The organism is Mycolicibacterium sp. XJ1819 (assembly GCF_053483675.1).
Genome location: NZ_JBEFST010000001.1, coordinates 259,365 through 281,095, shown reverse-complemented (window position 1 = coordinate 281,095; position 21,731 = coordinate 259,365). Strand labels below are relative to the sequence as shown.

The following is a 21,731-nucleotide window of genomic DNA, read 5'->3' as shown; positions in this document are numbered from 1 at the left end:
TCAGTGCGCCGAGTCCTTGAACCGCTGCACCGACGCCGTCAGTTCGGCCTCGGCCTTGTCGCGGCCGACCCAGTCGGCGGCCTTGACGTACTTGCCCGGCTCCAGATCCTTGTAGTGCACGAAGAAGTGCTTGATCGCCTCGAGTTCGTGGGCGGGAACGTCGTCGAGGTCCTGGATGTGGTTCCAGCGTTCGTCGTCGGCGGGCACGCACAGCACCTTGTCGTCGCCGCCCGCCTCGTCGGTCATCTGGAACATCGCCACCGGGCGCACCTCGACGATGCAACCGGGGAACACCGATTCCGGCAGCAACACCAGGGCGTCGAGCGGATCGCCGTCCTCGCCGAGGGTGTCCTCGAAAAACCCGTAGTCGGTCGGATACCCCATCGAGGTATACAGGTAGCGGTCCAGTTTGAGCCGTCCGGTGTCGTGGTCGATCTCGTACTTGTTGCGAGAACCCTTCTGGATCTCGATCACTACGTCGAACTGCACCGCGGTGGCTCCTGCCCTGTGCTCAAACGTCTGGGGACGGGCAACACACTAATGGAGCGTTACCCTGCAGTACGGGGGCGGTCCAGGAAGCAGGAGAGCTATGCGGCCCACGACATGGGGGCGATCCACCCATGCGGTGATCGGGGTGGCGGTGTTGCTGTTGGTGGCGGCCGTCGTCGCGGCGGCGGCCGTGCTCACCACCCGGGACTCGACAGGAGCCGCTGCCGTCAAGCCCGCGCCACCCTCGGCCACCGCGAATCCCGGCGTGGTGCCGGTCGCCGACACCGCGCCCAAGCCGACCAGCCGCGGGCTGGCGGCCGCGCTGGCCCCGGCGCTGGCCGACCCCAACCTCGGCGACCTCACCGGCCGCATCAGCGACGCGCTGACCGGCCAACAACTGTGGGAGCAGCGCGCCGACGTGCCCATGCAGCCCGCCTCGACCAACAAGACCCTGACCGCCGCCGCCGCGCTGCTGGCACTCGACCGCGACGCGCGGCTGACCACCCGGGTGGTGCGCGGCACCGGGCCGGGCGTCGTAGTGCTGGTGGGCGGGGGCGACCCGACGCTGTCGGCCGCGCCGCCGGGCACCGAAACCTGGTACCGCGACGCCGCCCGCATCAGCGACCTCGCCGAGCAGGTGCGCGGCACCGGTATCGAGGTGCGGGAGGTCCAGGTCGACGTCAGCGCCTACAGCGGGCCCACGATCGCGCACGGATGGGACCCCGCCGACATCGACGGCGGCGACATCGCACCGATCGAGGCGGTGATGCTCGACGGCGGTCGTACCCAGCCCGTCAGCGTCGAGTCGAGGCGCTCGCGCACCCCCGCGCTGGACGCCGGCCGCGCGCTGGCGGCGGCGTTGAAGGCGGATCCGGACAGGGTCACCGTGCTGCCCAGGCGCTCGGGCGGTGGCGAGGAGATCGCCTCGGTGCAGTCCCCGCCGTTGATCGAGCGGCTGCGCGACATGATGAACGCCTCCGACAACGTGATGGCCGAGGCGATCGGGCGTGAGGTCGCCGCCGAAGTCGGCCAGCCGCAGAGCTTCGACGGCGCGGTGCGCGCGGTGCTGAGCCGGCTCGAGGCCGCCGGCGTCGACACCGCGGGTGCGCAACTGTTCGACTCCAGCGGGCTGTCGGTCGACGACCGGCTCACCGCTCGGACCCTCGACGAGGTGGTCAGCACCGCGGCCGGCGACACCCAACCGGACCTGCGCCCGCTCGTCGACCTGCTGCCGATCGCGGCGGGCAGCGGCACGCTGTCCTACCGCTACCTCGACACCGACGCCGGCCGGTCCGCGGCCGGTTTCCTGCGCGCCAAGACCGGCTCGCTGACAGGCACCAACACGTTGTCCGGGATCATCACCGACGCCAGCGACCGGGTGCTGACGTTCACGTTCATCTCCAACAACGCCGGGCCCACCGGCCGCGTCGCGCTCGACAACCTCGCAGCCACCTTGCGGGCCTGCGGGTGCGACGGATGACGTCGGAGACGACTGCTGCGCGGTCGCCGGTGTCGGTGGGCCGCGCCGTGGACTGGACCTTCGCCGCCACCGTCGGCGCCAAACTGGCCCGGCCCGGTCCGCCCGCCACCGACTACACCCGTCGCCAGGTCATCGAGCAACTCGCCGAATCGTCACGCAGCGCGGAGTTGCCGGTGCGCGAGGTGACCGAGCTCAACGAGGGCGACGAGATCCCCGAGGCGCGCATCGTCGACCGTCCGCAGTGGATACGTGCTGCCACCGAGTCGATGAGGGTGATGACCGGTGGCTCCGACAAACCCGCCAGCCGGGTGGGCGGCCGCATCGCCGGCGCCCAGACCGGCGCGGTGCTGGCGTTCGTCTCGCAGGGCATCCTGGGCCAGTACGATCCGTTCGGCCTCGACGGTGGCGAGCTGCTTCTGGTCTATCCCAACGTGATCGCCGTGGAGCGTCAGCTTCGGGTCGAGCCGGCCGACTTCCGGCTGTGGGTGTGCCTGCACGAAGTCACCCACCGGGTGCAGTTCCGGGCCAATCCCTGGCTGGCCGAACACATGTCGGCTGCCCTCGGGGTGCTCACCGAGGAGACCGGTGGTGACGTCGCCGAGATGATCGGCAGGCTGGCCGGTTTCGTCCGCAGTCGCCGAGACGGGCAATCCGGTGTGGCCGAACCGAACTCGTCGGGCATGATCGGGCTGTTGCGGGCGGTGCAGTCCGAACCGCAGCGCCGCGCGCTCGACCAGTTGTTGGTGCTCGGGACGCTGCTGGAGGGCCACGCCGAGCATGTGATGGACGCGGTAGGGCCGGCGGTGGTGCCGTCGGTGGGCACGATCCGGCGGCGTTTCGACGAGCGCCGCAGGCTCCGGCAGCCGCCGTTGCAACGGCTAATAAGGGCGCTGCTGGGCATCGACGCCAAGATGAGCCAGTACACCAGGGGCAAGGCGTTCGTCGACGAGGTGGTGTCGCGGGTCGGGATGGCGCGGTTCAACAGCATCTGGTCCGGGCCACAAACTCTGCCGCTGCCAACAGAAATCGACGAGCCGCAGCAATGGATCGACAGGGTGCTGTAGGCCGGCTGCGGGCGGCGGTGTCGGGATTCGCCCGAGACCACACGTCCGCCGCGGACCGCTGGTGTGTCGCGTTGTCCGGCGGCGCCGACTCGCTGGCGCTGACCGCCGTGGCGGCCCAGCTCAAGCCGACGACGGCGCTGATCGTCGACCATCAGCTGCAGCCGGGCTCCGCTGACGTCGCCGCCACCGCCCGTGAACAGGCGATGTCGTTGGGATGTGTTGAGGCACAAATCCTCCGGGTCGACGTCGGCACGCACGGAGGCCCGGAGGCCGCGGCGCGCATCGCCCGCTACGGCGCGCTGGACGCGGCGCGCGCCGACATGCCGGTGCTGCTCGCGCACACGCTCGACGACCAGGCCGAGACCGTGCTGCTCGGGCTGGGCCGCGGCTCGGGCGCCCGCTCGATCGCGGGCATGCGCGCGCACGACCCACCGTGGTGTCGGCCGCTGCTGGGGGCCCGGCGCGCCGACACCGTCGCCGCGTGCGCCGACCTCGGCCTGACACCGTGGCAGGACCCGCACAACGTCGATCGCCGGTTCACTCGGGTGCGGCTGAGGGTCGAGGTGCTCCCGCTGATGGAGGAGGTGCTGGGCGGCGGCGTCGCCGAGGCGCTGGCACGCACCGCGACCGCCCTGCGGGAGGATTCCGACGCACTCGACGCGACGGCCGCCGATGCGCTGGCCGACGTGTCGACCGAGGCCGGCCTGGACACCGCGCGGTTGTCGGGGTTGCCGGGTGCCATCCGTCGCCGGGTGATCCGCGGCTGGCTGCTGGCCAACGGCGCCACCGACCTGACCGACAAGCAGATCCGCGGGGTGGACCGGTTGGTGACGTCCTGGCGCGGGCAGGGCGGCGTCGCGGTGGCGTCCGGGCTGCGCAGCAGGCGGCTGGTCGCGGGGCGCCGCGACGGCATGCTGACCCTGCACACCGAGCCCGTTTGAGGCATGGCACGCTGTGGGCGTGGCCGAGCGAACCACCGACTTGTATCCGGGTGACATCAAATCGGTGCTGCTCTCCGCGGAGCAGATTCAGACCCGCATCGCCGAACTGGGGGCCCAGGTCGGCGAGGATTACCGCGATGTGGTCGACACCGACCGCGATCTGCTGTTGGTGACCGTGCTCAAGGGCGCGGTGTTCTATGTCACCGACCTCGCCAGGGCGATTCCGCTGCCCACCCAACTCGAGTTCATGGCCGTCAGCTCCTACGGGTCCTCGACGTCGTCGTCGGGCGTGGTGCGCATCCTCAAGGACCTGGATCGCGACATCAACGACCGCGACGTGTTGATCGTGGAGGACATCGTCGACTCCGGGCTGACGCTGTCGTGGCTGCTGCGCAACCTCGCGACGCGACGGCCGAGGTCGCTGCGGGTGTGTGCACTGCTGCGCAAGCCCGACGCGGTGCGCGCCGATGTCGACATCTCGTATGTGGGGTTCGACATCCCCGACGAGTTCGTCGTCGGCTACGGCCTGGACTACGCCGAGCGCTACCGCGACCTGCCCTACATCGGCACGCTGGACCCCAAGGTCTACGAACAAAGCTGACCCCAGGCCGCCCCCGTAACGCCCAAACGGACACACGGGCGCCAAAGTGCGAGAAGAATCCTGCAAAACGTCGATTTCGGCGGAGGATGGCGTGATGACCCAAACAGCGCTGCGAATCTGTCCGCTGTGTGAGGCCACCTGCGGGCTGACCCTGACGATCGCCGACGGGCGGGTCACCGGCGCGCGCGGTGACCGCGAGGACGTCTTCAGCAAGGGCTTCATCTGCCCGAAGGGGGCGAGCTTCGCCGAACTGGACAACGACCCGGACCGGCTGACGCGGCCCCTGGTGCGCCGCGACGGTGAACTGGTCGAGACCGACTGGGCCGAGGCGTTCGCCGCGGTCGCCGACGGTCTCGGCGCGGTGATCGGCAGCCACGGCGGGGCGTCGGTCGGGGTGTACCTGGGCAACCCGAACGCCCATACCGTCGCGGGCGCGCTGTACCCGCCGGTGCTCATCCGCGCGCTGGGCACCCGCCAGGTGTACAGCGCGAGCACACTCGACCAGATGCCCAAGCACGTCGCGCTGGGCCTGATGTTCGGCAGCCCGGTCGCGTTCACCGTGCCCGACCTGGACCGCACCGACTATCTCGTCGTCATCGGCGCGAATCCGCTGGTGTCCAACGGCAGCCTGGCCACCGCCCCCGACTTCCCGGGCAAACTGCGCGCGCTGCGCAAACGAGGCGGCAAGCTCGTCGTCATCGACCCGGCCCGGACCCGGACGGCCGAACTGGCCGACCGACACCTCGCGCCGCGCCCCGGCACCGACGCCGCGCTGCTGCTGGCGGTCGTGCACGTGCTGTTCGACGAGAATCTGGTCGACGCCGACGCGCTGGCCGACGTCAACGGTGTCGACGAGATGCGCGCGGCTGCCATGGATTTCACGCCGGAGGCGGTCACGGGCCATTGCGGGCTGGCCGTCGAGGACATCCGTGGGTTGGCGCGCGAGATCGCGGCTGCCTCGTCGGCGGCGGTATACGGCCGAATCGGCACGTGCACAGTCGAATTCGGCACGCTCAGCAGCTGGCTGGTCGACGTCGTCAACGTCTTGACGGGAAATCTGGACCGGCCGGGTGGGGCGATGTTCCCGCTCGGCGCCACCGCACCCGCCCCGCGGCCCCCCAAGCCCGGCAGGGGCTTTCGCACCGGCCGCTGGCACAGTCGGGTGTCGGGCCATCCCGAGGTGCTCTCGGAATTTCCGGCCACCGCGCTCGCCGAGGAGATCGACACCCCCGGCGACGGGCAGATCAAGGCGATGATCACCCTCGCCGGAAACCCGGTGCTGTCCGCACCCGACGGCGAACGCCTCGAAAAGGCGCTTGCCGGTGTCGACTTCATGGCCAGCGTCGATCCTTATCTCAACGAGACCACCCGGCACGCCGACGTGATCCTGCCGCCCCCGCCGCCGTCGCGGTCGGCCCACTTCGATTTCGCGCTGAACAACCTCGCGGTACGCAACAACGTCCGATACTCCCCGCCGGTGCTGGCGGTGGCTGACCGGCCCGACGAGACCGAGATCCTGGCTCGTCTCGCGCTCATCGTGTTCGGTGTCGGGCCCGACGGTGATCCGGCGTTGGTCGACGAGCAGGTCATCGCCACGACGCTGGCCAAGGAGACCGCCGACGCCGACTCACCCGTCGCCGGGCGTGCTGTCGACGAACTGACCGCGATGCTGATCGCGGGCCCCGGCTACGAGCGGCGCATCGACATGATGCTGCGCCTCGGTCCGTACGGCGACGCGTTCGGTGCCGTCTCCGACGGGCTGACGCCGGAGCGGCTCAAGTCGGCGCCGCACGGCATCGACCTCGGAGGGTTGCAGCCCCGGCTGGCCGAAGTGCTCCGGACACCCTCGGGGCGAATCGAACTCGCGCCGCAGCCGCTGATCGCCGACGTGGCGCGGTTGCGTGAATCGCTCGCGGTCAGGGCCGACGGCTTCGTGCTGATCGGTCGGCGGCATCTGCGTTCGAACAACAGCTGGATGCACAATCTGCCCGCGTTGGCGGGCGGCACCAACCGGTGCACGCTGCGCATCCACCCCGACGACGCCGCCGAACTCGGCCTCACCGACATCGCGGTGATCAAGGGCCCCGGCGGTGAACTGATCGCCCCCGTGGAGGAGGCGCCGGGCATGCGGCGCGGTGTGGTCTCGCTGCCGCACGGGTGGGGTCACGACCGTGACGGCACCGGGCAGCGCCTCGCGGCCGATGCACCAGGCGCCAACGTCAACCAACTCAACGACGGCAATCGCCTCGACCCGCTGTCGGGCACCGCGGTGCTCAACGGCATCCCGGTCGACATCGCCCCGGCGGGTTGACCCTGTCGTCCTAGGTGAGCTCCCAGACCACCGTCACGGTGAACCCGACGGTCTGCTGACCGGGTTCGAGCGGTACCGACGCCATCTCGGCGCCGCGCATCGGCAGCGGTGTCGGCGGTGTGGACCCGGTGGCCTCCGAGATCGAAATGACCTTGCCGAGGGTCAACCCGGACAACTGCGCGTACTGCTCGGCGCGCTCCTTGGCGTCCTCGAAGGCACGAGCGCGGGCGTCACGCACGAGCGCAGAATCGTCGTCGATCGAATAGCTGACGTTGTTGATCCGGGTGGCGTCACCGCCGGTGCTGACGATCAGCGCGAGCGCCTGCGACGCCGCGTCGGTCTGGCGGATCTTGATTTCGATCGAATTGCTGGCCCGGTAGCCGACGATGCTCTGCGGGTTGTCGCCGCCGCCCGCGAACTGCGGTTGCAGGCTGACCTGGGCGGTGTTGATGTCCTTGCGATCCACGCCCGCGTCCACCAACGCCGTGATCACCTGCTGCTGGCGCTCACTGGTCTGGTTCATCGCGCCGGTGACGTCGGCAGCGGTGAACTCGATCGAGGCCGTGATGTTCAGGGTGTCCGGTTCGCCCTGAACCTCGCCGGCCCCCACCACGGTCACCTGGCGCACGTCGGTGTCGCCGCCGGGCGTCGGGCCCGCCGTCGCGTCGCAGCCGGACAACGCGGCCGTCACCGCTGCTGCGCCGGCCAGGACCAGAAACCTGGTGGACCACTTTCCTCTGACTGCGATCGGCATGAGGGCACCCTACCGTCAGAAGGCGCGGCGGTTCGTGCCGGACCGTATTGCGGTGCCGGAGTTGATGATTGAGCAGCTACAGCGCCAGACCGGTCAGGAAGCGCCGCAGCTCGTCGTTGACCTCGTCGGGGCGTTCCTGCTGAATCCAGTGCCCGGCGCCCTCGATCATCACCTCGCGGTAGTCCCCGGCGACGACCTCACCCACGCGGTGGCGCGGGGTGTAGGCGAGCGTGGGATCGGCCGATCCGCCGATGAACAGCGACGGCACCGTGATGGTGGCGGCGGGCGTGGTCGCCGTCAGTTTCCAGTTCAGGTCGAAGCAGCGGTACCAGTTCAGCGGCGCGGTGAACCCGTTGCGGGTGAATTCCTCGACGTAGTGGGCGATTTCGTGTTCGCTGATCCAGTCCGGCAGGGCGTTGGGGTCCGGGAGGCGGTCGATGAAGCCCTGCGGGCCGGGTTGCAGCATGCGCAGGGCCTCGGCCTCGTCGGCGGAGGTGGTCAGCGAGCCGAGAAGTTTGCGCATGGTGGTGGCCGGGTCCCGGTTCAGTTCGGCGTCGGCGGGCCCCGGTTCCTGGAAGTACAGGATGTAGAAGAAGTTGTCGCCGAATTTCCGCCGGAACGCCTGGGTGGTCGGCACCCGCGAGCGCGGCACCGGCGGCACGCTCAGCCCGGCGACCGCGGCGAACCGGTCGGGATGAAGCAGTGGAGCCGTCCAGGCGACGACGCCGCCGAAGTCGTGGCCGACGATGACAGCGCGCTCGGCGCCGACGTCGTCGAGCAGGCCAACCACGTCGGCGCACAGGTCGACGACGTTGTACGCCTCGACGTCGGCCGGTTTCGACGAGCCGCCGTAGCCGCGCTGATCGGGCGCCAGCACGTGAAAGCCCGCCGCCGCGAGCGCCGGTAGCTGGTGCCGCCACGAGTAGGCCAGTTCGGGGAAGCCGTGGGTCAGCACCACCACCGGTGCGCCGCGGTCGCCCGCCTCGGTGACCTGCAGGCGAACGCCGTTGGTCTCGACGAACCGTTCGCGCACCGTGACCACGGCCACAACCCTAGCCAGGGTCGGAGGAAACCCGTGGCGACCGCGGTTCGTTGGGGGAGCGGTAGCCTGAACTATCCCAGCTGCGCGTGTACTTGGAAGGACCTGACCGAGAGCGGTCGATGCTGATGAACCGGAAGAATGTGATCCGAACGCTCACCGTGATCGCGGTGGTCCTGTTGCTGGGTTGGTCGTTTTATTATTTCAGCGACGACACCCGCGGGTACAAGCCGGTCGACACCTCGGTGGCGATGGCCCAGATCAGCGGCGACAACGTCAAGAGCGCGCAGATCGACGACCGTGAGCAGCAGCTGAGGCTCGAACTCAAGGACGGCAACGCCGCCACCGAGGACAGCGACAAGATCCTCACCAAGTTCCCCACCGGCTACGGCGCCACCATCTTCGACGACCTGCAGGCCAAGGGCGCGACGGTCAACACGGTGGTCAACCAGGGCAGCATGCTCGGCTCGATGCTGATCTACATGCTGCCGCTGCTGCTGCTGGTCGGCCTGTTCGTGATGTTCTCGCGCATGCAGTCCGGTGGCCGGATGGGCTTCGGCTTCGGCAAGTCGAAGGCCAAGCAGCTGTCCAAGGACATGCCCAAGACCACCTTCGGCGACGTCGCGGGCGTCGACGAGGCGGTCGAGGAGCTCTACGAGATCAAGGATTTCCTGCAGAACCCGTCGCGATATCAGGCGCTGGGCGCCAAGATCCCCAAGGGCGTGCTGCTCTACGGCCCGCCCGGCACGGGCAAGACGCTGCTGGCGCGCGCGGTCGCCGGTGAGGCCGGCGTGCCGTTCTTCACGATCTCCGGCTCGGACTTCGTCGAGATGTTCGTCGGCGTCGGCGCCTCCCGGGTGCGCGACCTGTTCGAACAGGCCAAGCAGAACTCACCGTGCATCATCTTCGTCGACGAGATCGACGCGGTGGGCCGCCAGCGCGGCGCGGGCCTCGGCGGCGGGCACGACGAACGCGAACAGACGCTGAACCAGTTGCTGGTCGAGATGGACGGTTTCGGCGACCGGCAGGGCGTGATCCTGATCGCCGCCACCAACCGGCCCGACATCCTGGACCCGGCGCTGCTGCGGCCGGGCCGTTTCGACCGCCAGATCCCGGTCAGCAGCCCCGACCTCGCGGGCCGCCGGGCGGTGCTGCGGGTGCATTCACAAGGTAAGCCGATGGCGCCCGACGCCGATCTCGACGGGCTGGCCAAGCGCACCGTCGGCATGTCCGGCGCCGACCTGGCCAACGTGATCAACGAGGCCGCGCTGCTGACCGCCCGCGAGAACGGCACGGTGATCACGGGTGCGGCGCTGGAAGAGGCCGTCGACCGCGTGGTCGGTGGGCCGCGCCGCAAGAGCCGCCTGATCAGCGAGCACGAGAAGAAGATCACCGCCTATCACGAGGGCGGCCACACGCTGGCGGCCTGGGCGATGCCCGACATCGAGCCGATCTACAAGGTGACGATCCTGGCGCGCGGGCGCACCGGTGGCCACGCCGTCGCGGTGCCCGAGGACGACAAGGGGTTGATGACCCGCTCGGAGATGATCGCGCGCCTGGTGTTCGCGATGGGCGGACGCGCCGCCGAGGAACTCGTGTTCCGCGAGCCCACCACCGGCGCGGTGTCCGACATCGAACAGGCCACCAAGATCGCCCGCGCGATGGTCACCGAGTACGGCATGAGCTCCAAGCTGGGCGCGGTGCGCTACGGCACCGAGCACGGCGACCCGTTCCTGGGCCGGACCATGGGCACTCAGGCCGACTACAGCCACGAGGTGGCCCGCGACATCGACGACGAGATCCGCAAGCTCATCGAGGCCGCCCACACCGAGGCGTGGGAGATCCTCACCGAGTACCGCGACGTGCTCGACACGCTGGCCGGTCAACTGCTGGAGAAGGAGACGCTGCACCGCGCCGACCTGCAGGCCATCTTCGCCGACGTGAAGAAGCGGCCCCGGCTGACGATGTTCGACGACTTCGGCGGGCGCATCCCGTCGGACAAGCCGCCCATCAAGACGCCCGGCGAGCTGGCGATGGAACGCGGTGAACCGTGGCCCAAACCGGTCCCCGAGCCCGCGTTCAAGGCCGCGATCGCCCAGGCCACCCAGGCGGCCGAGGCGAACAAGGCCGCACAGGCACCGCCGCACGGCCCCAACGGGTCAGGCGCCAACGGGGCCCCGACACAGCCGGACTACGGTGCGCCCGCCGGCTGGCACGCACCCGGGTGGCCCCCGCGACAGCAGCCGCAGCAACAACAGCAGCCGGTCCAGCACCCGCAGGGCTACTGGTACCCGCCGCACTGGCAACAGCCACACCAGCCTGCGCCGCCCTACCAGCCCTATCCGTACCCGCAGTATCCGAAGCATCCGGAGCAGGGCCAACCCGCGCCACACGGCGGGACGCCGAACCCGAACGATGACCAGGGCCAGGACAGTCGGCCCAATCCGCCAGCGCAGGGCTGACCGCTAGAGAGGCTCAAATTGACCCGGTCTCACAACAATTCGGCGATGGTGTCGCCGGCGACCTTCGACCAACCGCGCGCCGAGGCGGCCGTTCGCGAGTTGTTGATCGCGGTAGGGGAGGATCCCGACCGTCAGGGTCTGCAAGACACCCCGTCACGGGTGGCGCGCGCGCTCAAGGAGCTGTTCGCCGGCCTGTACACCAACCCGGACACGGTGCTCAACACCACGTTCGACGAGCAGCACGACGAACTCGTACTGGTCAAGCAGATCCCGATGTACTCGACGTGTGAGCACCATCTGGTCTCGTTTCACGGCGTCGCCCACGTCGGCTACATCCCCGGGGAGGACGGTCGGGTGACCGGCCTGTCGAAGATCGCGCGCCTGGTGGATCTGTACGCCAAGCGGCCGCAGGTGCAGGAGCGGTTGACCGCCCAGATCGCCGATGCCCTGATGCGCAAGCTCGACCCGCGCGGGGTCATCGTGGTGGTGGAGGCCGAGCACCTGTGCATGGCGATGCGCGGGGTGCGCAAACCCGGCGCCGTCACCACCACCTCGGCGGTGCGCGGACAGTTCAAGACCGATACGGCTTCGAGGGCCGAGGCGCTGGAACTGATCTTGCGAACGTGAGCGCGACACGCACGCGGGTGATGGGGGTCGTCAACGTCACCGACGACTCCTTCTCCGACGGAGGGCTCTTCCTCGACGCTGATCGCGCCATCGCGCACGGGGTCGCACTGGCCGCCGACGGCGCCGCGATCATCGACGTCGGCGGCGAGTCCACCCGGCCGGGCGCGACGCGCATCGACCCGAAGGTGGAGACGTCGCGGGTGTTGCCGGTGATCAAACAACTTGCCGCACAAGGTCTCACGGTCAGCATCGACACCATGCACGCCTCGGTGGCGCAGGCCGCCCTGGAGAACGGCGCCGCCATCGTCAACGACGTCTCGGGCGGCCGGGCCGATCCGAACATGGCGCCGCTGCTGGCCGACGCGAAAGTCCCGTGGGTGCTGATGCATTGGCGTTCGGTGGGCACGTCGCGGCCGCACGACGTGCCCGGTTATCGAGACGTCGTGGCCGAGGTGCGCGACGAACTGCTGGCCGGCGTCGACAGCGCCGTGGCCGCGGGCGTCGACCCGGCCCGGCTGATCATCGACCCCGGCCTGGGATTCGCCAAGACCGCCGAGCACAACTGGGCGCTGCTGCACGCGCTGCCCGAATTCGTCGCCACCGGGGTCCCGGTGCTGGTGGGCGCCTCGCGCAAGCGCTTCCTGGGTTCGCTGCTCGCCGACGCCCACGGCCAGATAAGGCCACCGGACGGCAGGGAGACGGCCACCGCGGTGATCTCCGCGCTCGCCGGTCTGCACGGCGCGTGGGGAGTGCGGGTCCACGACGTGCGCGCCTCGGTCGACGCCCTCAAGGTGCTCGAGGCGTGGACGCATGGCTGACCGGATAGAGTTGCGCGGCTTGACGGTTCGCGGTCACCACGGCGTCTTCGAGCATGAGCGCCGCGACGGCCAGGACTTCGTCGTCGACATCACCGTATGGATGGATCTGGCCGTGGCGGCGGCCAGTGACGATCTCGCCGACACCGTCGACTACGGCGCACTGGCCAAGGCCGCGGCCGACATCGTGGCCGGACCGCCACGCGACCTGATCGAGACGGTGACCGCCGAGATCGCCGAGGCCGTGATGGCCGACGCGCGCATCCAGGCCACCGAGGTGGTGGTGCACAAACCCGATGCGCCGATTCCGCTGAACTTCTCCGATGTCGCGGTGGTGGCGCGGCGCTCCCGGCGCGGTGGTGAGACCCGGTCATGACAACGGTCGTGCTGTCGGTCGGGTCGAATCTCGGCGACCGGTTGGCCATGCTGCGGTCGGTGGTCGACGGCCTGTCCGACGCGGTGCGCGCGGTGTCGCCGGTCTACGAGACCGACCCGTGGGGCGGGGTCGAGCAGGGCGCGTTCCTCAACGCGGTGGTGATCGCGGCGGATCCCGGCCGCGACGGGCCCGGATGGTTGCGCCGGGCGCAGGAGTTCGAACGCGCCGCCGAGCGGCTGCGGACCCAACGGTGGGGCCCACGCACGCTGGACGTCGACCTGGTCAGCTGCCGGGACGGTGACCGCGAGGTCCTGTGGCGCGACGACGACCTGACGCTGCCGCACCCGCTGGCGCATGCCCGCGCGTTCGTGCTGGTTCCGTGGCTGGCCGTCGACCCCGACGCCACGTTGACCGTCGACGGCAGGCGCCGTCGGGTGGCGGAGTTGCTGGCCGCGCTCGATCCCGCCGAGCGCGACGGGGTACGCCCGACCGATCTGACGCTGACCTGATGGGCCCCACCCGCAAGCGTGACCTGACGGCCGCGGTGCTGATCGCCGCGGCGGTCGGCTATCTGCTGGTGATGCTCTTGTATCGGTGGTTCCCGCCGATCACCCTGCTGTCCGGGGTGTCGCTGCTTGCGGTGGCGATCGTGGAGGCGGGGTGGGCCTTCTACGTGCGGGCCAAGATCAACGACGGCCGCATCGGCCCCGGTTCCCTGTCCGCCGGGTGGCTGCACCCGCTGGCGGTGGCCCGCTCGGTGGTGATCGCGAAGGCCTCGGCGTGGGTGGGGGCGCTGGTGCTCGGATGGTGGCTGGGCGTGCTGGTCTACCTGTTGCCCCGGCGCGACACTTTGCGCGTGGCGAGCGAGGACACCGCAGGCGTGCTCGTCGCCGCCGGATCGGCACTGGCATTGGTGATCGCCGCACTGTGGCTGCAACATTGCTGCAAGTCCCCGCAGGACCCGCACGAGAACGCAGACAGCGCAACGGAGTAGCTCGCCGCGCAGGTCGCCGGGCCGAATCGCCGCAGCGGTCGACACGCGACGTGACCAGTGACAGGTACAGTCGGCCCATGACCGATCTGTCCCGCGGCGCCCGGCCCCGGCGCAGCGGTCGCAGGCCGGGTTGGTCGCTGTTGACCGTGTTGCTGGTGTTGGCCATCGGCGCCAGCGCAGCGCTGGTGTTCACCAACCGCGTCGAGTTGCTCAAGCTGGCGGTCATCCTGGCGCTGTGGGCGGCGGTGGCGGCCGCGTTCGTGTCCGTGATCTACCGCAGGCAGAGCGACGCCGACCAGGCCAAGGTGCGCGACCTCAAACTCGTCTACGACCTGCAACTGGACCGCGAGATCGCGGCGCGCAGGGAGTACGAGCTGTCCGTCGAGACCCAGTTGCGCCGCGAGCTGGTCGCCGAACTGCGGTCGCAGGCGGCCGACGAGGTGGCCGGGTTGCGCGCGGAACTGGCCGCGTTGCGGGCCAACCTCGAGGTGCTGTTCGACGCCGACCTGTCCGACCGGCCCGCCATCGAAAGCGACTGGTCGTCGCGCCGGACCGAAAGTGCGGGCCGGGTCACCGCCAGCCGCATCGACACCGAGGTCCACGACGACAGCGACTTTCACACCGACGAGAGCCCGATCATCGACGTGCCCGAGGAACCTCATCCGGCCGAATTCGACTGGGCTCCGCCGCCACCGGCGCGACCGACGCCGCCACCTGCTCCGCAGCCGCCCCCGTCCGAAGCCGAGTATCCGTGGCTGCCGCCGTCGCGACCGTCGCCCCCGCCGCCCGAGCCCGCCCCGGCGCCCCCACCGCCCCAGCCGCCACCGACGTGGCGACCGGCTCCCGCCGAGGGCCAATGGATTCCACCGGGCACACCGGGCAGCAACTGGCGGTCGCAGCCCGAACCCGCGCCGACGCCGTCCACCCCGTCCCACCCGGTCACGGATCCAACCGACGGTGCCACCGAATACGTCGGCAGGCGCCGCGCACCCGAGCCCGACCTGCCGACCGCGACTCCCGCGCCGGCCGCCGAACCTCCCCGTGGCCGCCATGCGGCGCCGGCAGACCCGCCGACGCCGCCCGACGAGCCGCCGACCGCCGGCCGGCGGCGTCGCAGCGAGGACACCGGCGGGCAGTCGGTGGCCGAACTCATGGCGCGGCTGCGGACCACCCCTACGGGGGGCGGCCGTCGTCGCCGCCGCGAAGAGTGAGTAAACTTTCACCGACCGTCCGGTACCCGCACCGCGGGACTGGAACGAACCTTTTCTGACACTCAGCGAGGTCGTCTGCATGGGGACCCCCGACGGACTCCGTCCGGCGCGGCTCACGATCGGCATCATTTCCGCTGGTCGCGTGGGCACGGCGCTCGGCGTCGCCTTCGAGCGCGCCGGGCACGTGGTGATCGCGTGCAGCGCCGTGTCGCACGCGTCGGTGCAGCGCGCGCGGCGCCGGCTGCCCGATACCGTGATCCTGCCGGTCGACGAGGTCGCGCGGCGCGCCGAGCTGCTGCTGTTCGCGGTGCCCGACACCGAGCTCGGCGGGCTGATCTCCGGTCTGGCTGCCACCGCAGCGGTGCGCCAGGGCACGATCGTCGCGCACACCTCGGGGGCCAACGGCATCGGGGTGTTGAGCCCGCTGACCGAGCAGGGCTGCATCCCGCTGGCGATCCATCCCGCGATGACGTTCACCGGTTCGGACGAGGACATCGATCGGCTGCCCGGCACCTGCTTCGGCGTCACCGCCGCCGACGAGGTGGGCTACGCGATCGCGCAGTCGCTGGTGCTCGAGATCGGCGGCGAGCCGTTCGGGGTCCGCGAGGAGGCCCGCACGCTCTACCACGCCGCGTTGGCCCATGCCAGCAACCACGTCGTCACCGTGCTGCTCGACGCGGTCCAGGCGCTGCGCTCGGCGCTGGCGGGCCAGGAACTGCTCGGCCAAGAGCTCGTCGAACAGACGCCGGGTGGCATCGCCGAGCGGGTGATCGGCCCGCTCGCTCGCGCCTCGGTGGACAATGCTCTGCAGCGTGGCCAGGCCGCACTGACCGGTCCGGTCGCCCGCGGTGACGCCGACGCCGTGGCCCGACATCTGCGGGCATTGGATGAATCGGATTCCCTTCTTGCGCAAGCGTATCGGTCCAATTCGCTGCGCACCGCCCAGCGCGCCCACGCGCCCAAAGACGTGTTCGATGCGCTGGCGAAGTCGGGAACGTCATGACCGCGCGCAGTCCGCAGTTCAATGCCGATGAGTTGAACGTCTACTCGGCACCGCGCGACGTGTCGGCGGTGACCAGGGCGCTGCGCGGTACCGGGCGGCGGGTGATGCTGGTGCCGACGATGGGCGCCCTGCACGACGGGCACATGGCGCTGATCCGCGCGGCCCGGCGGGTGCCGGGCGCGGTCGTGGTGGTGTCGATCTTCGTCAATCCGTTGCAGTTCGCCGTGGGTGAGGACCTCGACACCTATCCGCGCACCCTCGACGACGACCTGGCCGCACTGCGGGCAGAAGGCGTCCAGATCGCGTTCACCCCGACCGCGGCCGACATGTACCCCGACGGCCAACGTACCTGCGTACACCCGGGCCCCATGGGCGCCGAACTCGAGGGCGTCTCGCGGCCAACGCATTTCGTGGGGGTACTGACGGTCGTCCTCAAGCTGCTGCAGATCGTCCGGCCGGACAAGGCCTTCTTCGGCGAGAAGGACTATCAGCAGCTCACGCTGATCCGGCAGATGGTCGTCGACCTCAACGTCGACGTCGAGATCGTCGGTGTGCCCATCGTGCGCGAGGCCGACGGTTTGGCGATGTCCTCGCGCAATCGCTACCTCGATCCCGTGGAACGCGAGCAAGCCGGCGCCCTGTCGGCCGCACTGCTGGCCGGCATGTACGCCGCGGGGGAGGGCACCGCGGCGGCCCTGGACGCGGCGCGCGCGGTGCTCGATTCGGTGCCCGCCATCGAGTTGGAGTACCTGGAGATCCGCGACCCCATGCTGGGCAGCCCACCCGCAGAAGGGATGGCCCGCATGTTGATCGCGGCCCGGCTCGGCCGCACCAGGCTGCTGGACAACATCGCCATCGATGTCGGCAGACCATCTGGGCCCGGCCCGGACGTGGAGTACGACGAACACGAATTGCCCTGGAGGAACTGATGTTACGGACCATGCTGAAGTCGAAGATCCACCGGGCGACGGTGACACAGGCCGATCTGCACTACGTGGGTTCGGTCACGATCGACGCCGATCTGATGGACGCGGCCGACCTCCTCGAGGGTGAGCAGGTCACCATCGTCGACATCGACAACGGGGCACGGCTGGTCACCTATGCGATCACCGGCGAGCGTGGTAGCGGGGTCATCGGAATCAATGGAGCTGCAGCGCATCTGGTACATCCCGGCGATCTCGTGATCCTCATCGCCTACGGCACGATGGAGGATGCGGAGGCTCGTGTGTACAAGCCGCGGGTGGTGTTCGTCGACGCCGACAACAAGCAGATCGACCTCGGCGTGCACTCGTCGGACCCCGCCTACGTGCCCGCCGATGCCGCTGAACTGATGTCGTCGCGGTAACCACGTGCTGCTCGCGATCGACGTCCGCAACACCCACACCGTCGTCGGGCTGGTGTCGGGGTCCGGCGACCACGCAAAAGTGGCGAGCCAGTGGCGGATCCGCACCGAATCCGCCGTCACCGCCGACGAGTTGGCGCTGACCATCGACGGTTTGATCGGTGACGAATCGGACCGCCTGACGGGTGCGGCCGGTTTGTCCACCGTTCCCTCGGTGATGCACGAACTGCGCGAGATGTTGCAGCAGTACTGGTCGTCGGTCCCGCATGTGCTGATCGAACCGGGTGTCCGCACCGGAATTCCGCTGCTCGTGGACAACCCGAAGGAAATCGGCGCTGATCGAATCGTCAACTGCCTGGCGGCGTTTCACAAGTTCGGCGGCGCGGCGATCGTCGTCGACTTCGGCTCGTCGATCTGCGTGGACGTGGTGTCGGCCAAGGGTGAGTTCCTCGGCGGCGCGATAGCCCCCGGCGTCGAGGTGTCGTCGGATGCCGCGGCGGCCAGGTCGGCGGCGCTGCGCCGGGTCGAGTTGACCCGGCCGCGGTCGGTGATCGGCAAGAACACCGTCGAGTGCATGCAGGCAGGCGCGGTGTTCGGGTTCGCGGGCCTGGTCGACGGTCTCGTACAACGCATCCGCGACGACATCGACGGGTTCGCCGGCAACGACGTCACCGTGGTCGCCACCGGGCACATCGCGCCGCGTCTGCTACCCGAAATGCGCACCGTCGGCCACTACGATCAGCACCTCACCCTGGACGGTTTGCGGCTGGTGTTCGAGCGCAATCGGGACCGCGACCGCCGTTAAAAGAAGGTGCGGATCAGTTCGCGCACCCGGCCGGCGGAGTCCAGCAGCGGAATCATCGCCCACTTGTCGAAGACCGTGCAGGGGTGGCTGATGCCGAACTGCACCCAGTCGCCGACCTCGACGCGGTCGCCGGACCCGAGCCGCAGATAGGCGTGTTGGTCGTTGAGTTTGGTCACCTCGCTGCCCGGCAGCCCGTAGGGCACCGGCAGGTCCTGGTCGAACGACACGTCGCGGCGGCCCATCGTCAGCACCGCAAGCGACGGCTCCGGCCGGGAAACGACCTGGGCCCACACCGTGAGCGCGGGGCGCAGCGCCCCGCGCAGCGGCGACGTCCGCCGATACAGCCCGTCGTCGTGGGTGAGATAACAGCCGCTGCGCACGATCGTGCGCACCGGCAGCGCGCCGGGCCAGTCACCGAGCACCTCGGCGACGGTGTCGAAGTAGGTGCTGCCGCCCGCGGTCGCGATGACGCGGTCGGTTTCGAACACCGGCGCCAGCCGCAGCACCGCCGCACGGATCTGCGCCAGGTACGCCGCGACGTCGGCCACCGCCTGCGGCCCGAGGTCGTGGCCCAGCGCGGCTTCGTAGCCCGCCACGCCGACCAGTCGCAGCCGCGGGGACTCGGTGGCGGCGCGGGCCACCTCGTCGACACAGTCGGCGGTGCGACAGCCGGTGCGCCCGCCCGCCATGCCCACCTCGACGCACACATCCACCGGCCGCCGCGCCCCGGCGGCCGCCAGCGCGGCCGTCATCAGCTCCACCCCACGCACCGAGTCCACCCAGCAGGTCAGCGAGAAGTCGGGATCGGCGTCGAGCTCGGCGCCCAGCCAGCGCAGCCCCGCGTCGTCGACGAGCTCGTTGGCCAGCACCACCGTCTGCACCCCGAATGCGCGGAACACCCGGACCTGACCGATCGTGGCGGCGGTCACCGCGCAGGCCCCCGCCTGCAGTTGGCGGGCCAGCAGTTGCGGGGCCATGTGCGTCTTACCGTGCGGGGCCAGTTCCACCGCGTGTTCCCGGCACCACCGCGCCATCGTCGCGAGGTTGTGGTCGAGCGCGTCGGCGTCCAGTACGCACACCGGGCCCACCGCGCCGCTGTCGAACAGGTTCGGCGCCTGCGCGCAGATTTCGGCCGGGGTGCGGCCCCACCACGTCGCGGGCAACCCCTTGAACCGCCAGTCCACCGGTTCATCGGCCAGAGCCGTCACGGTCAGCGCGTTTAAACCCACCGGCATTGGTTCATTTAAGCTGGCACTCCGTGACCCCACCCGAGGATGGCGATACGCCCGAAACCAGCGCGGAGATCCCGGAGCAGTACCGGATCCGCCAGGCCAAGCGGCAGCGGCTGCTGGCCGAGGGGCACGAGCCGTACCCGGTGGCCGTCGACCGGACCCACTCGCTGGCCGAGATCCGGCAGGCCTTCCCGGATCTGCCCGCGGGCGCCGAAACCGGTCAACTCGTCGGCGTGAGCGGCCGGGTGATGTTCGCCCGGAACTCCGGCAAGCTGTGTTTCGCCACACTGCAGGAGGGTGACGGCACCCAGTTGCAGGCGATGATCAGCTTCGACCGGGTGGGCGCCGAATCGCTCGAATCGTGGAAGACCGATGTGGACCTCGGCGACATCGTCTTCGTCCACGGTGAGGTGATCAGTTCCCGCCGCGGAGAACTGTCGGTACTTGCCGACTCCTGGCGGATGGCGGCCAAGGCACTGCGTCCGCTGCCCGTCGCGCACAAGGAAATGAGCGAAGAGGCGCGGGTGCGTCAGCGGTATGTCGACCTGATCGTGCGGCCGGAGGCCCGTCAGGTCGCGCGCCAACGCATCGCGGTGGTCCGTGCCGTGCGTAACGCACTGGAACGGCGCGGCTTCCTGGAAGTCGAGACGCCGATGCTGCAGACGCTGGCCGGCGGGGCGGCGGCGCGACCGTTCGTCACGCACTCCAATGCGCTCGACATGGATCTCTACCTTCGGATCGCCCCGGAACTGTTCCTCAAGCGTTGCTTGGTGGGCGGATTCGAGAAGGTTTTCGAGTTGAATAGGGTGTTCCGAAACGAGGGCACCGATTCCACGCATTCTCCGGAATTCTCGATGCTCGAGACATATCAGGCCTACGGCACATACGACGATTCTGCGGTCGTCACCCGTGAACTTATTCAGGAAGTCGCCGATGAGGCGATCGGCACCAGACAAGTGCCATTGCCTGATGGCACCGTCTACGATCTGGACGGCGAATGGCAGACCGTGGAAATGTACCCCTCGCTGTCCGAAGCGCTCGGCGAAGAGATCACCCCGCAAACGCCCGCCGAAAAGCTGTGGGGCATCGCCGACCGACTCGAACTCGATATTCCCCGAGACCGCGGATACGGGCACGGGAAATTGGTCGAGGAACTCTGGGAGCACCTCGTCGGCGACAAGCTGTGGGCACCGACATTCGTCCGCGACTTTCCGGTGGAGACCACCCCGTTGACCCGCCCGCACCGCAGCATCGAGGGCGTCACCGAGAAGTGGGACCTCTACGTCCGCCGTGTCGAACTGGCTACCGGCTACTCCGAACTCATCGATCCCGTCATCCAGCGGGAAAGGTTCGAGGCGCAGGTCCGCGCCGCAGCGGCCGGTGACGACGAGGCAATGGCCCTCGACGAAGATTTTCTGGCCGCTTTGGAGTATGCGATGCCGCCGTCGACGGGAACGGGAATGGGCGTCGACAGGTTGTTGATGACATTGACGGGTCTGTCGATTCGGGAAACGGTTTTGTTTCCCATTGTTCGTCCGCACGGCAACTGATCTGCCAGCCCGAACACCGTGTTGAGCGGTGTGCATTTATATGGCACATTGGTGCCCCGGGGGAACCGGGCTAAACGTAGTATCTATGCTCAAGCAGAAGGGCAGTCAGGGCTAATGGCGAAGAAAGTGACCATCACGCTGATCGACGATTTGGATGGTGAAGGCGTAGCCGCTGAGACCGTCGAATTCGCGTTGGACGGGGTGAGCTACGAGATCGATCTTTCTTCGAAGAATGCCGCAAAGCTGCGCAACGACTTGAAGCAATGGATCGATGCGGGCCGCCGGGTCGGCGGCAGGCGCCGCGGGCGCTCGGCGGGCTCCGGCCGCGGCCGCGCGGCCATCGACCGCGAGCAGAGCGCCGCGATCCGGGAGTGGGCACGTCGCAACGGTCACAACGTGTCCACCCGCGGGCGCATCCCGGCCGACGTCATCGACGCCTTCCACGCAGCCACCTAGCTGTTCGCTGACGGCTGACCCGGCACGGCGCGAGCCGGGAAACGAATAGGGCAGCCGATGCGTTGGTCCGATAGCGATCGGATAACCAGCCGATGGCGTGTCGGGTGCCATTCCTGTCCGCTACGAGCAGACCGGCAGGCGAGGCGCTGACGAGTGTCGCCCACTACAGTGGACGACAG

Annotated in this window: 22 protein-coding genes; 18 read left to right on the top strand and 4 right to left on the bottom strand. The window is 69.4% G+C overall.

The window, feature by feature from the left end; genetic code table 11:
- Nucleotides 1–489, bottom strand: a complete 489-nt coding sequence (locus ABQE89_RS01380) for an inorganic diphosphatase (protein ID WP_448413354.1) — start codon at nucleotides 487–489, stop codon at nucleotides 1–3.
- 100 nt (nucleotides 490–589) lie between these two features.
- On the opposite strand from ABQE89_RS01380, the gene dacB reads away from it, so the two are divergent.
- The 5 genes from dacB to ABQE89_RS01355 all read left to right on the top strand — a co-directional run bounded on the left by dacB (nucleotide 590) and on the right by ABQE89_RS01355 (nucleotide 6,886).
- A complete protein-coding gene (dacB, locus tag ABQE89_RS01375) occupies nucleotides 590–1,969 on the top strand; it encodes a D-alanyl-D-alanine carboxypeptidase/D-alanyl-D-alanine endopeptidase (RefSeq protein ID WP_448413352.1) in 1,380 nt (459 codons plus the stop codon).
- Nucleotides 1,966–3,033, top strand: coding sequence for an Rv3626c family coenzyme F420 biosynthesis-associated protein (locus tag ABQE89_RS01370; RefSeq protein WP_448413349.1), 1,068 nt, complete (start codon nucleotides 1,966–1,968; stop codon nucleotides 3,031–3,033). The genes dacB and ABQE89_RS01370 overlap by 4 nt, the downstream gene beginning before the upstream one ends.
- On the top strand, nucleotides 3,012–3,974 hold the full coding sequence (tilS, locus tag ABQE89_RS01365; protein ID WP_448413347.1) for a tRNA lysidine(34) synthetase TilS: 963 nt from the start codon (nucleotides 3,012–3,014) through the stop codon (nucleotides 3,972–3,974). Before ABQE89_RS01370 ends, tilS begins: the two co-directional genes overlap by 22 nt.
- Nucleotides 3,975–3,987: 13 nt before the next feature.
- Nucleotides 3,988–4,575, top strand: coding sequence for a hypoxanthine phosphoribosyltransferase (hpt, locus tag ABQE89_RS01360; RefSeq protein ID WP_448413345.1), 588 nt, complete (start codon nucleotides 3,988–3,990; stop codon nucleotides 4,573–4,575).
- 94 nt (nucleotides 4,576–4,669) lie between these two features.
- Complete coding sequence (locus tag ABQE89_RS01355; RefSeq protein ID WP_448413343.1) at nucleotides 4,670–6,886, top strand: molybdopterin-dependent oxidoreductase; 2,217 nt, start codon at nucleotides 4,670–4,672, stop codon at nucleotides 6,884–6,886.
- Nucleotides 6,887–6,896: 10 nt separating this feature from the next.
- Here ABQE89_RS01355 and ABQE89_RS01350 read toward each other — a convergent pair whose 3' ends face one another.
- Nucleotides 6,897–7,640 (bottom strand): SIMPL domain-containing protein, encoded by a 744-nt coding sequence (locus tag ABQE89_RS01350; RefSeq protein ID WP_448413340.1) that lies wholly within the window; start codon nucleotides 7,638–7,640, stop codon nucleotides 6,897–6,899.
- Between the two features lie 76 nt (nucleotides 7,641–7,716).
- On the bottom strand, nucleotides 7,717–8,682 hold the full coding sequence (locus ABQE89_RS01345; protein ID WP_448413338.1) for an alpha/beta fold hydrolase: 966 nt from the start codon (nucleotides 8,680–8,682) through the stop codon (nucleotides 7,717–7,719).
- A gap of 125 nt (nucleotides 8,683–8,807) precedes the next feature.
- On the opposite strand from ABQE89_RS01345, the gene ftsH reads away from it, so the two are divergent.
- The 11 genes from ftsH to ABQE89_RS01290 all read left to right on the top strand — a co-directional run bounded on the left by ftsH (nucleotide 8,808) and on the right by ABQE89_RS01290 (nucleotide 18,314).
- Nucleotides 8,808–11,141, top strand: a complete 2,334-nt coding sequence (gene ftsH, locus ABQE89_RS01340; RefSeq protein WP_448413336.1) for an ATP-dependent zinc metalloprotease FtsH — start codon at nucleotides 8,808–8,810, stop codon at nucleotides 11,139–11,141.
- A 45-nt stretch (nucleotides 11,142–11,186) separates the two neighbouring features.
- Nucleotides 11,187–11,768, top strand: coding sequence for a GTP cyclohydrolase I FolE (gene folE / locus ABQE89_RS01335; protein ID WP_448413334.1), 582 nt, complete (start codon nucleotides 11,187–11,189; stop codon nucleotides 11,766–11,768).
- A gap of 20 nt (nucleotides 11,769–11,788) precedes the next feature.
- Nucleotides 11,789–12,586 (top strand): dihydropteroate synthase, encoded by a 798-nt coding sequence (gene folP / locus ABQE89_RS01330; protein WP_448413562.1) that lies wholly within the window; start codon nucleotides 11,789–11,791, stop codon nucleotides 12,584–12,586.
- Nucleotides 12,579–12,959, top strand: a complete 381-nt coding sequence (folB, locus tag ABQE89_RS01325) for a dihydroneopterin aldolase (protein WP_448413332.1) — start codon at nucleotides 12,579–12,581, stop codon at nucleotides 12,957–12,959. The genes folP and folB overlap by 8 nt, the downstream gene beginning before the upstream one ends.
- Nucleotides 12,956–13,468, top strand: coding sequence for a 2-amino-4-hydroxy-6-hydroxymethyldihydropteridine diphosphokinase (gene folK / locus ABQE89_RS01320; RefSeq protein WP_448413330.1), 513 nt, complete (start codon nucleotides 12,956–12,958; stop codon nucleotides 13,466–13,468). The genes folB and folK overlap by 4 nt, the downstream gene beginning before the upstream one ends.
- Nucleotides 13,468–13,953: a DUF3180 domain-containing protein gene (locus ABQE89_RS01315; RefSeq protein ID WP_448413327.1), complete on the top strand. Its 486-nt coding sequence runs from the start codon at nucleotides 13,468–13,470 to the stop codon at nucleotides 13,951–13,953. Before folK ends, ABQE89_RS01315 begins: the two co-directional genes overlap by 1 nt.
- A gap of 77 nt (nucleotides 13,954–14,030) precedes the next feature.
- Entirely contained in the window at nucleotides 14,031–15,164 is a 1,134-nt protein-coding gene (locus tag ABQE89_RS01310) for a DUF6779 domain-containing protein (RefSeq protein ID WP_448413325.1), read from the top strand.
- Nucleotides 15,165–15,243: 79 nt separating this feature from the next.
- Nucleotides 15,244–16,167: a Rossmann-like and DUF2520 domain-containing protein gene (locus ABQE89_RS01305; RefSeq protein ID WP_448413323.1), complete on the top strand. Its 924-nt coding sequence runs from the start codon at nucleotides 15,244–15,246 to the stop codon at nucleotides 16,165–16,167.
- Nucleotides 16,164–17,096, top strand: a complete 933-nt coding sequence (gene panC / locus ABQE89_RS01300) for a pantoate--beta-alanine ligase (RefSeq protein ID WP_448413321.1) — start codon at nucleotides 16,164–16,166, stop codon at nucleotides 17,094–17,096. The genes ABQE89_RS01305 and panC overlap by 4 nt, the downstream gene beginning before the upstream one ends.
- Nucleotides 17,096–17,512, top strand: a complete 417-nt coding sequence (gene panD / locus ABQE89_RS01295) for an aspartate 1-decarboxylase (protein ID WP_448413319.1) — start codon at nucleotides 17,096–17,098, stop codon at nucleotides 17,510–17,512. The genes panC and panD overlap by 1 nt, the downstream gene beginning before the upstream one ends.
- A 4-nt stretch (nucleotides 17,513–17,516) precedes the next feature.
- Nucleotides 17,517–18,314 (top strand): type III pantothenate kinase, encoded by a 798-nt coding sequence (locus ABQE89_RS01290; protein ID WP_448413316.1) that lies wholly within the window; start codon nucleotides 17,517–17,519, stop codon nucleotides 18,312–18,314.
- On the opposite strand, the gene ABQE89_RS01285 is transcribed toward ABQE89_RS01290, so the two are convergent.
- Nucleotides 18,311–19,549: an alanine racemase gene (locus ABQE89_RS01285; RefSeq protein WP_448413314.1), complete on the bottom strand. Its 1,239-nt coding sequence runs from the start codon at nucleotides 19,547–19,549 to the stop codon at nucleotides 18,311–18,313. The two genes, ABQE89_RS01290 and ABQE89_RS01285, sit on opposite strands and share 4 nt — an antisense overlap.
- A 23-nt stretch (nucleotides 19,550–19,572) precedes the next feature.
- Between ABQE89_RS01285 and lysS the strand changes: the two genes are divergently transcribed.
- The gene (gene lysS, locus ABQE89_RS01280; protein ID WP_448413312.1) at nucleotides 19,573–21,096 is read left to right on the top strand and encodes a lysine--tRNA ligase; all 1,524 of its coding nucleotides are present in this window, start codon (nucleotides 19,573–19,575) and stop codon (nucleotides 21,094–21,096) included.
- 114 nt (nucleotides 21,097–21,210) lie between these two features.
- Nucleotides 21,211–21,552, top strand: coding sequence for a histone-like nucleoid-structuring protein Lsr2 (gene lsr2 / locus ABQE89_RS01275; RefSeq protein WP_448413310.1), 342 nt, complete (start codon nucleotides 21,211–21,213; stop codon nucleotides 21,550–21,552).
- Nucleotides 21,553–21,731 lie beyond the last annotated feature (179 nt).

Coding starts and splice junctions, on each gene's coding strand:
- panD (WP_448413319.1), top strand. CDS start 17,096: ATGTTACGGACCATGCTGAAGTCGAAGATCCACCGGGCGACGGTGACA.
- folP (WP_448413562.1), top strand. CDS start 11,789: ATGGGGGTCGTCAACGTCACCGACGACTCCTTCTCCGACGGAGGGCTC.
- tilS (WP_448413347.1), top strand. CDS start 3,012: ATGGATCGACAGGGTGCTGTAGGCCGGCTGCGGGCGGCGGTGTCGGGA.
- ABQE89_RS01285 (WP_448413314.1), bottom strand. CDS start 19,549: ATGCCGGTGGGTTTAAACGCGCTGACCGTGACGGCTCTGGCCGATGAA.
- ABQE89_RS01315 (WP_448413327.1), top strand. CDS start 13,468: ATGGGCCCCACCCGCAAGCGTGACCTGACGGCCGCGGTGCTGATCGCC.
- ABQE89_RS01355 (WP_448413343.1), top strand. CDS start 4,670: ATGACCCAAACAGCGCTGCGAATCTGTCCGCTGTGTGAGGCCACCTGC.
- folE (WP_448413334.1), top strand. CDS start 11,187: ATGGTGTCGCCGGCGACCTTCGACCAACCGCGCGCCGAGGCGGCCGTT.
- dacB (WP_448413352.1), top strand. CDS start 590: ATGCGGCCCACGACATGGGGGCGATCCACCCATGCGGTGATCGGGGTG.
- folB (WP_448413332.1), top strand. CDS start 12,579: ATGGCTGACCGGATAGAGTTGCGCGGCTTGACGGTTCGCGGTCACCAC.
- ABQE89_RS01305 (WP_448413323.1), top strand. CDS start 15,244: ATGGGGACCCCCGACGGACTCCGTCCGGCGCGGCTCACGATCGGCATC.
- lsr2 (WP_448413310.1), top strand. CDS start 21,211: ATGGCGAAGAAAGTGACCATCACGCTGATCGACGATTTGGATGGTGAA.
- folK (WP_448413330.1), top strand. CDS start 12,956: ATGACAACGGTCGTGCTGTCGGTCGGGTCGAATCTCGGCGACCGGTTG.
- ABQE89_RS01370 (WP_448413349.1), top strand. CDS start 1,966: ATGACGTCGGAGACGACTGCTGCGCGGTCGCCGGTGTCGGTGGGCCGC.
- ABQE89_RS01350 (WP_448413340.1), bottom strand. CDS start 7,640: ATGCCGATCGCAGTCAGAGGAAAGTGGTCCACCAGGTTTCTGGTCCTG.
- panC (WP_448413321.1), top strand. CDS start 16,164: ATGACCGCGCGCAGTCCGCAGTTCAATGCCGATGAGTTGAACGTCTAC.
- ftsH (WP_448413336.1), top strand. CDS start 8,808: ATGAACCGGAAGAATGTGATCCGAACGCTCACCGTGATCGCGGTGGTC.
- ABQE89_RS01310 (WP_448413325.1), top strand. CDS start 14,031: ATGACCGATCTGTCCCGCGGCGCCCGGCCCCGGCGCAGCGGTCGCAGG.